12 protein-coding genes and 1 tRNA gene are annotated in these 12610 nt (G+C 58.0%); 7 read left to right on the top strand and 6 right to left on the bottom strand.

Annotation, left to right across the window (positions count from 1 at the left end; genetic code table 11):
• From EOI86_RS19515 to EOI86_RS19500, 4 genes are all read right to left on the bottom strand, one after another.
• On the bottom strand, nucleotides 1-921 hold the full coding sequence (locus EOI86_RS19515) for a hypothetical protein (RefSeq protein WP_127767343.1): 921 nt from the start codon (nucleotides 919-921) through the stop codon (nucleotides 1-3).
• 82 nt (nucleotides 922-1003) lie between these two features.
• Nucleotides 1004-1543 (bottom strand): molybdenum cofactor biosynthesis protein B, encoded by a 540-nt coding sequence (moaB, locus tag EOI86_RS19510; protein ID WP_127767606.1) that lies wholly within the window; start codon nucleotides 1541-1543, stop codon nucleotides 1004-1006.
• A gap of 99 nt (nucleotides 1544-1642) precedes the next feature.
• On the bottom strand, nucleotides 1643-3547 hold the full coding sequence (locus EOI86_RS19505) for a lytic transglycosylase domain-containing protein (RefSeq protein WP_127767342.1): 1905 nt from the start codon (nucleotides 3545-3547) through the stop codon (nucleotides 1643-1645).
• A 196-nt stretch (nucleotides 3548-3743) separates the two neighbouring features.
• Complete coding sequence (locus EOI86_RS19500; RefSeq protein ID WP_193555799.1) at nucleotides 3744-4667, bottom strand: uracil-DNA glycosylase; 924 nt, start codon at nucleotides 4665-4667, stop codon at nucleotides 3744-3746.
• 123 nt (nucleotides 4668-4790) lie between these two features.
• Here EOI86_RS19500 and EOI86_RS19495 point away from each other — a divergent pair, with 123 nt between their 5' ends.
• Nucleotides 4791-6446 carry an electron transfer flavoprotein-ubiquinone oxidoreductase gene (locus EOI86_RS19495; protein ID WP_127767341.1) on the top strand — a complete coding sequence of 552 codons (1656 nt, stop codon included), beginning with the start codon at nucleotides 4791-4793 and terminating at the stop codon, nucleotides 6444-6446.
• 51 nt (nucleotides 6447-6497) lie between these two features.
• On the opposite strand, the gene EOI86_RS19490 is transcribed toward EOI86_RS19495, so the two are convergent.
• Nucleotides 6498-6974 carry a group III truncated hemoglobin gene (locus EOI86_RS19490; protein WP_127767340.1) on the bottom strand — a complete coding sequence of 159 codons (477 nt, stop codon included), beginning with the start codon at nucleotides 6972-6974 and terminating at the stop codon, nucleotides 6498-6500.
• A gap of 107 nt (nucleotides 6975-7081) precedes the next feature.
• Here EOI86_RS19490 and EOI86_RS19485 point away from each other — a divergent pair, with 107 nt between their 5' ends.
• The 3 genes from EOI86_RS19485 to EOI86_RS19475 all read left to right on the top strand — a co-directional run bounded on the left by EOI86_RS19485 (nucleotide 7082) and on the right by EOI86_RS19475 (nucleotide 8597).
• Entirely contained in the window at nucleotides 7082-7522 is a 441-nt protein-coding gene (locus EOI86_RS19485; RefSeq protein WP_127767339.1) for an RrF2 family transcriptional regulator, read from the top strand.
• 14 nt (nucleotides 7523-7536) lie between these two features.
• A complete protein-coding gene (locus EOI86_RS19480) occupies nucleotides 7537-8010 on the top strand; it encodes a DUF3565 domain-containing protein (protein ID WP_127767338.1) in 474 nt (157 codons plus the stop codon).
• A 98-nt stretch (nucleotides 8011-8108) separates the two neighbouring features.
• Entirely contained in the window at nucleotides 8109-8597 is a 489-nt protein-coding gene (locus tag EOI86_RS19475) for a cache domain-containing protein (RefSeq protein ID WP_127767337.1), read from the top strand.
• On the opposite strand, the gene EOI86_RS19470 is transcribed toward EOI86_RS19475, so the two are convergent.
• Nucleotides 8594-9247, bottom strand: a complete 654-nt coding sequence (locus EOI86_RS19470) for a pyridoxamine 5'-phosphate oxidase family protein (protein WP_205032268.1) — start codon at nucleotides 9245-9247, stop codon at nucleotides 8594-8596. The genes EOI86_RS19475 and EOI86_RS19470 overlap by 4 nt on opposite strands.
• Nucleotides 9248-9518: 271 nt before the next feature.
• Between EOI86_RS19470 and EOI86_RS19465 the strand changes: the two genes are divergently transcribed.
• From EOI86_RS19465 to EOI86_RS19455, 3 genes are all read left to right on the top strand, one after another.
• Nucleotides 9519-11264: a tetratricopeptide repeat protein gene (locus EOI86_RS19465; RefSeq protein WP_127767336.1), complete on the top strand. Its 1746-nt coding sequence runs from the start codon at nucleotides 9519-9521 to the stop codon at nucleotides 11262-11264.
• A 47-nt stretch (nucleotides 11265-11311) separates the two neighbouring features.
• Nucleotides 11312-12187: a 4-(cytidine 5'-diphospho)-2-C-methyl-D-erythritol kinase gene (locus EOI86_RS19460; protein WP_161973907.1), complete on the top strand. Its 876-nt coding sequence runs from the start codon at nucleotides 11312-11314 to the stop codon at nucleotides 12185-12187.
• Between the two features lie 111 nt (nucleotides 12188-12298).
• A tRNA-Gln gene (locus EOI86_RS19455) sits at nucleotides 12299-12373 on the top strand.
• Nucleotides 12374-12610 lie beyond the last annotated feature (237 nt).

Below are 12610 nucleotides of genomic sequence, written 5' to 3'. Positions count from 1 at the left end.
TCAGGCACTACGCAATCGTCCCACTAAAAGCCGGCCGGTATTGGCGAAGCTGAGCCCGTTGAGCGGGAATTCCAGGACGACGTGAAGGAAGCCGAGGAAAATCAATGCCTGGAAGCCCAGCCTGTAGTCATAGGCGTAGAGGCCGATGTAGCACATATAGGAAGCGATCAGAAAGATGGTTCGCTTGCGGGAAATCTCATGCCACCGGATGACACCGGTTTTACTGAACCAGTTGAGGTTATGATAGATGTGCCAGAAGGCGACGAAACCCAGCAGCTTCTCGATATTCGGATTATCCGCCTCGACACCAATCAGCGAGAAGAACCCTTGATAGGCCGGTGCCAGATCATAGCCGAATCCCATCGCGAAGTCGCTGGCGGGAATGCTGGGAAGACCCGGAATGAAAAAGGTTGCGCTGAAAACGATCAATGCGCCGAGGGTCGCGAAGGCATAGGGACTGTTATTCCGGAGCGCGCCCAACGTGATGAAAACCGATGTGAACAGCACCAGATGCACCATGTTCGCCAGCAAGATGAAGAACCAAACAGCCGGCGTGAACATAAACAGAACCAAGCCTACAACCGTTGCCCCGATCGCGATTGGCAGGCGATACCGCCAATCGGTGACGAATGCCATGGTTATCGCCAGGAAGAAGGCGAGGACTAGGCCGATATAGGCCTGTCCGATTTCCATATTCAGAACATTGTGAGCGAAGATCGTTCCCAAGCCGAGAACGGCCAGCGGCACGAAATCGTACTGGCGTTTCGTGAAATATTGCCGGTCGTGCAGCCAGGACATTTCGGTCAGGTAGTGGGCCGGGCCGAATATTGCGTAGCTGAACAGCAGAACCTCTACCGGCACCGCATGCGCGACCAGGCAGGCCAGTACGACAAAACCCAGATTGGCTTGATCGATCCTCATTATCGACATGGCGAAAGGATGCGATGGATTGCCGTCGAAAAGCAATAATTTTGATGGAAGGCCGCGGTTTTGAATGCGCCGATCAAAGCGCCTTTTCGTGCTCTCGAAGGCGCGGCATCAGTTCGACGAAATTGCAGGGACGCCAACGAATATCCAATTGTGTTGAAAGGATGTCATCCCAACCGTCCTTGCAGGCGCCGGTCGATCCGGGAAGACCGAACAGATAGGTGCCGCGCGCAACACCCGCCAAGGCACGGCTTTGGATCGTGGAGGTGCCGATCTTCTGATAGCTCAGCATCCGGAACAGTTCTCCAAAGCCTGGAATATCTTTTTCGCAAACCATGTCGAAGGCTTCCGGCGTCACATCCCGGCCGGTAACGCCGGTTCCCCCAGTGGTGATGATGCAGTCAATCCCGGGGTCGTCGACCCATTCATTGAGCTTTGCCGCGATCTTGTCGGTGTCATCGGTGACAATGGTGCGGTCGGCCAGGACATGGCCGGCCGCCTGCAATCGGTCCACCAATGTCTGACCGGAACGGTCGTCCTCTATTGTCCGCGTGTCGGAAACTGTCAGCACCGCGATATGAACCGGTTTGAAGGGAATTTTCTCGTCGATCGCCATGGCGTCACCTGCGAATGGAATATGAGTCACACCTATGTCCGCGCCGGTGCTTCCGCAAGGCCGTGCCAGGGTGTTTGCCGGTTCCCCGAATAGGGTGGGTTACTGCGCGCTGTTTGATTGTGCGGTGCGGATCGCGTTCGCGTCCCCGTCCAGTGCGGCGTAAACCGGCCAATCGCCGGCCAGCAGGCTATCCAAAGTCGGCGTGGTCTGTCCGAAGCGATGACGGTAGATCCACATATCGGCCAGCACGTTCTCTACATAATTCCGTGTTTCGCGCGACGGCAGGCTTTCGATGAACAGCAGCGGGTCGTCTGCATAATCCACCTTGGCGCGCCATTTCTGCAGATTGCCCGGCCCCCCATTATAGGCGGCGACGGTGTAGAAAAGGTTCTCGCCCGCTTTCGGATCGTCCATCAGCATCTTGATGTATTTTTGCCCGATCTGCAGGTTTAGCCCCGGGTCCAACAGGTCGTCACGAAGGTTCCCGTTGAAGGGGCGGCCCGCAACGAAACCGGCGGTCGCCGGCATAACCTGCATCAGACCCCGCGCCCCGGCCGGACTTTTCGCATTGGCACGGAACCGGCTTTCCCGGCGGATGAAGGCGTACAGCATGGCGCGGTCGATGGTTAGGCCGTCATCCGGTGCAAAACCTGGAACCGGATACATGGCCGCGTCCAGGCGCATCCCCTGGTTCCGTTCCAGACTGGCGCCGAGTCGGTAGGCCAGGTCTGCCAATCCCGCACGGTCCGCCATGGCCACCAAAACCTGGGCGACCTGCGTGGGCAGGACATGGGCGAAGCGGCGCAGTTCGGATTCGGCCCGCGTCGTCTCACCTACCTGCACCAGCGCCATGGCCCGTTTCGCGGCTGGGATACGACGCAGAATATCTGCATGTTCCGGTCCCAGAACCGGCAGGGACCAGTCGAAATTCGGCTCCAACCCGAGCGCTCGGATCGACAGCAGCCCGTAGAAGCTGCGCGGCTCCTCCGCCGCTTTGATCAGCATCTGCGTCACTTTGTCCGGTTCGCCGCCGATCAGATATGACCGCGAGGCCCAAAAGGCACCCGCCGCCTTATCGTCGACATCCGCCATGGGGCTATCCGCCAGGATCGTGAAGAATTTGGCGGCGGTCTTGTGGTCGCCCGCCCGGAAGGCGGCCAGCCCGCCCCACCAGGCTGCGTTTGAGGCCTTGTCGCCAGCGCGCTTGATCGCTTCGCGCGTCACGTCAATCGCGTCTGCATCCTTGTGATACCGGAAATAGCCGCGGGCGATGACGCCTAGGCTTTCGCCATAGCTGACCGCATCGAAGATCTGCCGGTTCCGCGGTTCTGAAAGATATTCAAGCGACTTTGTAACGCTGCCACGCTGAACCCAATACCGGATTCGACGCATCACTTTGCGGACTTCCGCCGAACGGCGCGGGCGGAATGTGGTCTTTCCTGCCGGGCTTTTCCGCTTCCCCTCGTCGGTCAATGTGAAATCGTCCGGGACCGGGTTTTGCGGCTGAATCGGATAGCGCCAATTGCTGGGCCGCCGGCGCAGGGCAAGATGGTAGATTTTGTCGGCGTCGGGATGATCGGCATATTGCGCCATCCAGGCCTTCAATTCCTTGTAGGTCGCGCGATAGGCCGTCGGATGCATCAGGCGCTGATACCGGACATGGCCCATCAACAGGCGGTCGTCCAAATCGGCAATCAGTTTGTCGGCGGCGCGCCAATCGCCTTGTGCCTGAAGCGCAAAGACCTTGGCATAGATATCCGCATCTTTTTGCGACAGCGGGCTTGGGGTGGTAGGGCCGCCAGGCGTTTTTGTGCCCCGACTGTCCTGGAAAGGACCTGGTGCCAGAGCCGCCGTTTCAGTGGAAAGCGAGTCGGAAAGGGCCGAACCGGCGGCGGATGGGGCAACACCTGCCTTCACCGCGTCCTGAGCGGACGCCATACCACCTGTGACCAGCGCCAGACCAAGTCCAACGCCAATCATTGCGGCGTTAAAGGAACGTCGCATCGAAACCCTCGCGCATTTGGCGGAAGACCGCCCTCGTTCAAATAGCCAAGCTGGTGCACTGTATGCCCTGACTTGGCCTCCCCTCCCCAGTTGCCACGCATTGTCGGATACGACGCGGCCCAAGGGCTTAATCCCGTATTATACCCAGCGAAAGCGATTGGTCGAGATGTTGAAAACGGATCGGTTGTGCCGGCAACTACTTGGATTCAGTCTGCGATTCCAGCGCGTTCGTTGCAAAGCCCAATTCGTTGAGTCGTTCCCGCAGAATTAAGGCATCTCGCCAGGCGAAGCGCTTTTGCGCGGAATTGCGCAGCAGGTAGGCGGGATGAAGCGTCGGCAGGGCTGGAATCGGCGGGTCGATTGTGCCGATTGAAACCATGTCCCACTTGCCGCGCAACTTGGTGATGCCCTGGGTGGTTTGCAGAAGGCTTTTCGCCGACCGGTTGCCGACCAGCACCAGGACTTTCGGGTCGATCAGCTGGATATGCCGCTCAAGGAAAGGCAGGCAGGTCGCAACTTCCGCATCCGTCGGCGTCCGGTTCCCTGGAGGGCGCCAATAGAGCATGTTGGTGATGTAGAATCGGCTGCGGTCGAGATTGATGAAAGAAAGCATCCGGTCCAGCATCTGTCCGCTTACGCCGACGAAGGGGCGTCCTTGGCGGTCTTCATCTGCGCCCGGCGCCTCGCCGATGAACATGATCTTCGAGTCCGGGTTCCCGTCCCCGAAGACGAGGTTCGTGGCTGTCTTTTTCAGCGGGCAGCCTTCGAATTTCTCAAGGGCGGCACGCAGTTCATCAAGCGTGTTGCAGGCCGCAGCAAGTTGTTTGGCGTCTGCGACGGCTTCTTCCGCGCCGATGACCTTGGCGTTGCCGGCGACCGGGCCGGCCATTGATGCTTGCGGTGACGGCGCGTCGCGCAGTCTTTCCCGAAGCGGCGGTTTTTGCTGTTCGGTAGGTTTCGCCGTGCCTGATGCTAACGCCGCGGCGGTGGCCGCATAGCGGTCTACCGGCAGATCGGCGATGGACTCTTCCGCGCCCATGGCGACCTGCCATGACAGTGCAGCCAGGGCCGCCGCGGCGTCCAGGTCGCTTCCATCCGGCTTTTGGTCGTCTGTGTTCATGGGGCCGCTGTCTTGTCAGAGTAGTCAATAATGTCTAGCACAGGTGCGGCGCGGTACAAGCCGGGCCTGGGGACGGGCGGGACGTAAGTCGTCAAGTAAAGTCAGGCAGGAAGGTGGATGGTCATGTCAGACGAAGTGGTCGAACGGGAATTCATGGAATATGACGTACTGGTCGTGGGGGCCGGTCCGTCTGGCTTGAGTGCGGCAATCCGCATTCGCCAATTGGCTGCTGAACAAGGGAAAGAGCTGAGTGTCTGCGTCCTTGAAAAAGGATCGGAAGTCGGTGCGCATATCCTGTCCGGCGCCGTGCTTGAACCGCGCGCGCTTAACGAGTTGCTGCCGAATTGGGCTGATCTGGGCGCGCCGCTGGATACGCCGGCGAAGGATGATTCCTTCCTTTATCTGACCGAAGCCAACCACATTCGCTTTCCGACTCCGCCGCAGATGAACAATCACGGCAATTACATCATTAGCCTGGGCAACTTCACGCGCTGGTTGGGCGAGCAGGCCGAAGCCATGGGGGTGGAGATCTATCCCGGTTTTGCCGCCGCCGAAGTGCTGTACCACGACGACGGATCCGTCAAAGGGGTCGCGACCGGCGATATGGGCATCACCAAGGCCGGTGAGAAAGGCCCGAACTATCAGCCCGGCATGGAATTGCGCGCGACGCAGACGATTTTCGCGGAAGGCTGCCGCGGGTCGCTTGGCAAGATGCTGATGGAGAAGTTTGACCTGCGCGCCAATAGCGATGTGCAGACCTATGGGATCGGCATCAAGGAACTTTGGGACATCGACCCGGCTAAATCCCAGCCGGGCAAGATCGTTCACACGGCCGGCTGGCCGCTGGACAGCAAGACCTATGGCGGGTCGTTCATGTACCACCTGAACGGCAATCAGGTCGCAATCGGTTTCGTCGTCGGCCTTGATTACGAAAATCCCTACTTGTCGCCGTATCAGGAATTCCAACGCTTCAAGCATCATCCGTCGATCAAGCCGACCCTTGAGGGCGGCCGCCGCGTATCCTATGGCGCGCGCGCTTTGAACGAGGGTGGTTTTCAGTCGATCCCGAAACTGACCTTCCCAGGCGGCATGCTGGTCGGTTGTGAGGCCGGCTTCCTCAACGTGCCGAAGATCAAAGGCACGCATTTGGCCATGAAGTCGGGCATGACGGCGGCGGAAGCAGTCTTCGACGTGTTGACCGCAGAAGGCGAAGCGCCGCGCGAAATCACCGACTACGCCGATCGTTTGAAGGACACTTGGCTCTGGAAGGAACTCTATAAGGTTCGCAACATTCGGCCGTCCTTTAAATATGGTTTCTGGGGCGGTTTCTTCTATAGCGCCTTGGATACCGTTCTGCTGCAGGGCAGTGCCCCGTGGACCTTGAAACATCACGGGTCCGACCACGAATCGCTAAAACCGAAATCAGCCTTCAAACCGATCGACTATCCGAAGCCGGATGGGGAAATCAGCTTTGACCGTCTGACCAATGTCTCCTTCTCCTTCACCAACCATGAAGAAGATCAGCCGGCGCATTTGACGCTGAAGGACGACAGCGTGCCGATTCAGGTGAATCTTGAAAAATATGACGCGCCTGAACAGCGCTACTGCCCGGCGGGCGTGTATGAAATCGTCAGGGAAGATGACGGGTCTAACCCGCGCCTTCAGATCAATGCGCAGAACTGCGTCCATTGTAAGACCTGCGACATCAAGGACCCGACCCAGAATATCAACTGGGTGACCCCGGAAGGCGGCGGCGGGCCGAACTACCCGAACATGTAAATGTGAATGCGGCGCCGGGGATTTCCCCGGCGTTGTCTTTTGCAAAGGGGCTCAAGGTGCCTTGGCGGCCGGTCCCCACGTGATCGGTCCCAACCCCGGGACCCCGAACATGCCCAATTTGAAGCTGCCGGCGATCCGTTCCGCGCAGGTGATAAAAACCTCGGCGGCTTCCGGCGCGGCGACGGCTCTGGCGCTTTCCCGGAACAGGGCTAGCCAGCGGTCGAAATGCGCCGGTTCGACATCGGTCATCAGCCGGTGCTTTTGCATGGGTTGGCCTTTGTAGCGGCCGGTCATCAGCGTCACCGAGGACCAGAAATCCATCATGGTCCGCAAATGCGGCTCCCAATCCTCAATCCTGGCGCCGAAAATTGGACTAAGTGTTTCGTCCTGCTGGATCTTTCCATAGAAATCCCGAACCAGGCTCTCGATGACGGCCTCGTCGATTTCGGGATGCAGGGGCCGCCGTCGCGACGCCGGTCCGCGATCATCGTCGAACTGATCGGGTTCTGGTTTCGATATGTCGGTCATCGCACGTCACCTTGATGATGTAGGCCGGTCGCATTTTATATTTGGCCGCTATCGCAAAAAGCAATATATAAAATACATCTTTTTATCCAACGGCATGGACCGAGAGCATGCGCTTCACCCGTCATACCGACTACGCCTTGCGCGTCTTGATGTTTCTGGGGCTCAAAACGCAAGGTGAATTGGCGACAATCAAAGAGATCTCGGATCGGTACGGAATATCTGAAAACCATTTGATGAAGGTTGTTCACCGCCTTGGGCAAAATGGTTTGATTGAAACGGTTCGCGGACGGCAGGGGGGCATCCGGCTTGGCTGCCCGCCTGGTGAAATCGGCATCGGCGACGTGGTGCGGCGCTGCGAAGAGGATATGCGGCTTGTCGAATGCTTCGATCCGGTGACCAATTCCTGCCGAATTGCTTCCTGCTGTGTGCTTCCCAAAGTGCTGGATGAAGCGCTTGCCGCTTTCTTCGCGGTTCTCGACCGTTTCACCCTGGCCGATCTGATGAATTCCCGGCAAGACCTTGCATCGGTCCTTTTGCCGGATCGCTAAGTGAAGGAAAGTCCATGGAACGTCCGATTACCGGTTTCGACCGGGACGCAGAAGACCATTGGGTGGCTTTGCTGTCCTGTGGGCATCGCCAGCATGTGCGGCACCAACCGCCCTTTGTCGATCGGGGCTGGACGCAAACGGATGCCGGGCGGGAAGATGCGTTGGGCCAAATGTTGGACTGTTCCCTGTGCGACCGGATGGAACTGCCGGAAGGCGCCGTGCGCTATAAGTCCACCCCCATCTTCACGGATATCACGATCCCAAAGGCGCTCCGCCGGGAACATACGACGAAACCCGGTGTCTGGGGGAAGATCCGGGTGCTGGACGGCAAGCTGCTCTATGAAATTTTGCAACCGACACTTCAGACCTTCACCTTGGACCGCAATTCCACCGCTTTCATTGTGCCGGAAGTCCCGCATCGGGTTGAGAAGATCCGGAATGTGATCTTCCAGGTCGATTTCCTCAAAATACCCGCCATCGACGATTAAGAAGGAGGGCGGGGCCAGAGCCTGCCATAGGCCGAATTTTGAACGCCGATGCGGGCAGGATGGGTATCCCCAACGCTTGTTCGTGTTAGTCTGGCGCCATGAGATACGCATTCCCACGGCTGCAGGAAATTCAGGCCATAGCGGTTACCGTCTTTTTGATGGCGGCAATTTTCCTATCCAACCCCACCCAAGCGCAGGATGGTGTTGCCGGCGCCAAGGACATGGTCGACGGGGCGGTCGCCGCGATTGACGAAAATGGCTGGCCGGGCGCGCTTTCTGCTGTGCCGCCGGAAACCTGGGCGCGCTTGGAAGAAGACCTCTATGTCTTCATCGTAAACACTGATGGATTCATCGTTTTTCATCCAAACAGCCGCGCTATTGGCGTAAACGTGGCGGGCGCACGGGATCCGGACGGCTATGCCTATATGCAGGATTTGATGACCCAGCTTAATTCGGACGGGGCGACCGGCCTTGTCGAATACTATTGGTCGCGTCCTTCGGACGGGGAAATAAAACTGAAACGGACCTATGCGCGCCGCATTGGTAATTTGCTCGTTGCCTGCGGTGTCTATGTGGAAAACGTCTAGCCTTCCGGGACATCGCCTCTGATTGCCGCCAATTCCGCCTCAAGCCCCTTGATACGCTCCTGTAGGACGCCGATGGCCTCAACCACTTGGGCTTCGGGATACATCACGGGAATGTGCTGCGGGCAATTGGCATCCCAGGCTTCGACACGGATGACGAAGGCTCGTTCCGGGCGGGCACGGTAGCCGTCCGGCATCAGGCGGTCCAGAAGGTCCCGATCATCTTCGATCACCTTGGCGGTGCCCCATATCTTTATTCTTTGCCGGTTCTGATAATCCATCAGAAACAGGAAAACCTTGTCGTTCTCGGTCAGGTTTCCGGTGGAAATATACTGGCGATTGCCTGCGTAATCCGCGAAGGCAAGCGTGCGCGGATCCAAAACCTGCAGGAAGCCTTCCGGTCCGCCGCGATGCTGGATATAGGGCTGCCCTTCGCCATTGGCGGTCGCCATGTAGAACGAAGTCCGGCTTTCGACGAAAGCTTTCACATTGCCGTCGATCCGATTCGACCAACCCTGTTCGTTTTCCATCCGGGCGTATCCGCGGCGCGAACCGCGGGATTCCTGCTGCCGTTTGACGGCTGGCGTAAAGGCGATGTCGCTGATCGGCGCCTGTTTTTCCGTGTTTTGCACGGTTTCTTCTGTGCCGGGCACGCCGTCCTCCTATTCGTGAGCTTAAGAAACGTGGATGCAGGATATGGCGATGGCTTTTGAGAATATTATGTCCAGATGTTTAATAATTCGCGGTATCACTGATATTTTACTCTCTTGTGAGGCCGGAATGTTAGCATTCGACGGGGCGTTCTTGCCGTACTGTACCATTATCGCACATAGCAAGGCTGAGATCGTTGGTTTACACTGACTGCTGGCCTGCATAACTAAGGTTATTCGAAACGACGGCCTGAAATATCGGCACGGAGCATATATGACTGTCATCGTTCCTTCTTTCCGATCACTCGTTGCCACGGCTGGAATCCTGGCATTCGCCGGTTGGGCGGGTGCCGTGTCCGGTGCAGGGCAAGCGCAAGCGGAAGGCGACGCTCTGTCGAAGCCGCTGGTGGCGCATTCGCATGCCGGCGCTTATCTCGCCGGATGGTTCGCCGAGCAGCAGAGCGATTTCTCCACGGCGGCCTATCTGTTGGACCGTCTGTTGGAAGACAGCCCCGATGACCCTGAACTGAAGGTACGCGCCTTTTATGCGAACCTGCGCGCAGGGCTCTTCGATCGCGCATTGGAATTGGCCACGGCCATTTCCACGGAAGAATTGAACGTACCGATGACGGCCCAGTTCACTGTCATTGCAGGACATTTGCGTAGTGGCGCCTGGGAAGAGGCGATTACGGTCGCGGATCAGGTTCCGGACAATAGTTTGGCGCGCTATGCGAAGCCGATGGTCAAGGCGTGGGCGCTTGCCGGCTTGGACAAGACCGATGAGGCCATCGCCGCCCTCCGCGAGTTGAGCGACGAAACCGGTTTTCGGCGCTTACGCACTTTGCATGAGGGAATGATCTACGCCCGTGCCGGGCGGTTCGACGATGCCATTGCTTCCCTGGTCGATGAAGAGGAAGACGTTACGTCCGCACCCCTACGGAAAGTGCGGACGGTTGCGAAAGTCTATGTCCTGCAAGGACGTCAACAGGAAGCGGAAGACCTGTTGAGCGCATATCTGGACCGGTTCCCGGGAACCGTGGTCATCGAACAGGATATTTCCGCCGTTAAGGGCGGCGGGCAGATTGATCAGAAGATCGGTCCGGCGGAAGGGGTGTCGGACGGGTTCTATCACCTTGCTTCCGGTGTTCAGCAACAGTCTGAGGAATTCGCGTTGGTCTTTGGCCGACTGTCCTCAATGCTGGATCCGTCGCACGATCTGCCTTTGTTGCTGGTCGGCAATATCCTGGAAGACCGGGACCGATTCGGCGATGCCGTGGCGACGCTTGAGAATATCCTCCCCGACTCGCCCTATTATTGGGATGCACGGCTTAGCATTGCCGATAATTTCGTGGACCTCGGCAAGAAGAAGCAAGCCGTCGAGCTTCTGGAAGGGATGGCGGACGAACGCCCCGACAGTACCGATCCTTTGATCAAGATCGGCTATATTCTGCGGGCGGATGAACGGTATCTGGACGAAGTTGATATTTACAATCGCGCGATCTCGCGGGTGGATGGAGAGCCGCAGGGGCGGCATTGGATTCTCTTCTATAACCGGGGCATTGCATTCGAGCGGTCGAAGCAGTGGGACAAGGCGGAACCTGACTTCCTGAAGGCGCTGGAACTGAAACCCGACGATCCCTTCGTGCTGAATTACCTCGGGTATTCCTGGGTTGAGAAGGGTGTGAATATTCCGCAGGCCAAGCAGATGATCCGCAAGGCCTTGGAACAGCGTCAAACGGATGGTTACATCGTCGACAGCCTGGGTTGGGTCCTTTACCGAACCGGGTCTTTCGACGAGGCGGTCGGTTATCTTGAACGCGCGGTGCAGTTGCGCCCGCAAGATCCGATCATCAACGATCACCTGGGTGACGCCTATTGGCGAGTAGGACGTCGTAATGAAGCACGGTTCCAGTGGGACCGCGCCTTGAACCTGGAACCTGAGGAGGACGTGATCCCGCAGATCCGTGAAAAACTGAAGAACGGTATGGGTGAGCCTGAGATTATCGAGATCTCCAATTAGAAAATCACAATGACAGCCGGTTGGCACTGTCAGCGGGAGGGGCCTCCGTGACACAAGTAACCATTCAGGCGCCGGTGAAGTTGAATCTGTATCTCCATGTGGTGGGTCGCAAAGGCGACGGGTACCACGAGGTGGATACGCTGATTGCCTTCACCGACTATGGCGATTCGATCACCGTCGAACCGGCGGACCGATTCGAGATCGTGACCGAAGGACCATTTGCGGCAGATCTGCCGGACAAGGAAGGAAACCTTGTAATCCATGCCGTCAGGGCATTGCGGGATGCGGCAGGGTTTGTCGGTGGCGCAAAGATCACCCTGTCGAAGAATATTCCTATCGCTGCCGGGATTGGCGGGGGATCCGCCGATGCCGCGGCGGCTATGTGGGCAGTTGCACGTCTGTACGATGTCGATACGAAGGAAAAAGTCGATCTGTTTGAAATCGGCAGCGGCTTGGGATCGGATGTGCCGGCTTGCCTGTTCCGCAGGCCCTGTTTCGCGTCGGGCGTCGGGCATGACCTGATTTCCGCTCCGGTCTTGCCGGAAGCAGGGGTCATTCTGGTCAATCCGGGGGTTAAACTCGCGACGGCCTCGGTCTTCAAGGCGCGCAAAGGCGGGTTCACGCCGGACGGGTCGAATATCGAAGCCAACCTGGAAAAAGTGTCGCTGCTGGTCAGTTTCCTGAAGAACCGGGCAAACGACCTGACCGATGCCGCGGTGAAGTTGTGCCCGGCGGTCGAAGATGCCCTTTACGCCTTGGAGCAATTGCCAGGCTGCAGGCTGGCGCGAATGTCTGGCAGTGGGGCAACCTGTTTCGGCATATTCGACGATCGCGCTGCCGCCGACCTTGCGGCGAGTGAATTCGAAGCACCGGACCATTGGTGGATGCAGCCGATGGCCCTGGCCATGCCGGAACGGGTCTGATTGTTTCACGCCCCGCTGGACGGGGCGACGAAGACTAAACGGACTGGGGTTACAAAACGGATCAAAAGACTTGCCGCCGTCGGGTGAAATCCCTAAATTGCGGCCCGTCGTTGGGGCGTAGCCAAGCGGTAAGGCACCGGTTTTTGGTATCGGCATGCGCTGGTTCGAATCCAGCCGCCCCAGCCACCTCTCCTTTCAAAAAAATCTGCCGGCATTGGTCCGGCCTTCAGCGCCGCGCCTTTGGCATGTGCCGCCGTTGCGCGCCCCTATTTCCCGCCGCGCGATCGCTGTTCCGGTATTCAGGATTTCTCCTGACTATAGAAATCATACTCTAGTGTGCATTATGCTATGCTCAAGCATCGGCGTCGCGCGAAAATATCGTCAACAGCAAGCGTGAATCGCCAAAAAAGGCTTGGCTTAAAG

The sequence above is a fragment of the Hwanghaeella grinnelliae genome (genome assembly GCF_004005845.1).
GTDB classification, from domain to species: domain Bacteria; phylum Pseudomonadota; class Alphaproteobacteria; order UBA8366; family Aestuariispiraceae; genus Hwanghaeella; species Hwanghaeella grinnelliae.
The sequence above is the reverse complement of the archived record's forward strand: the minus strand, read 5'-3'. Positions and strand labels throughout refer to the sequence as shown.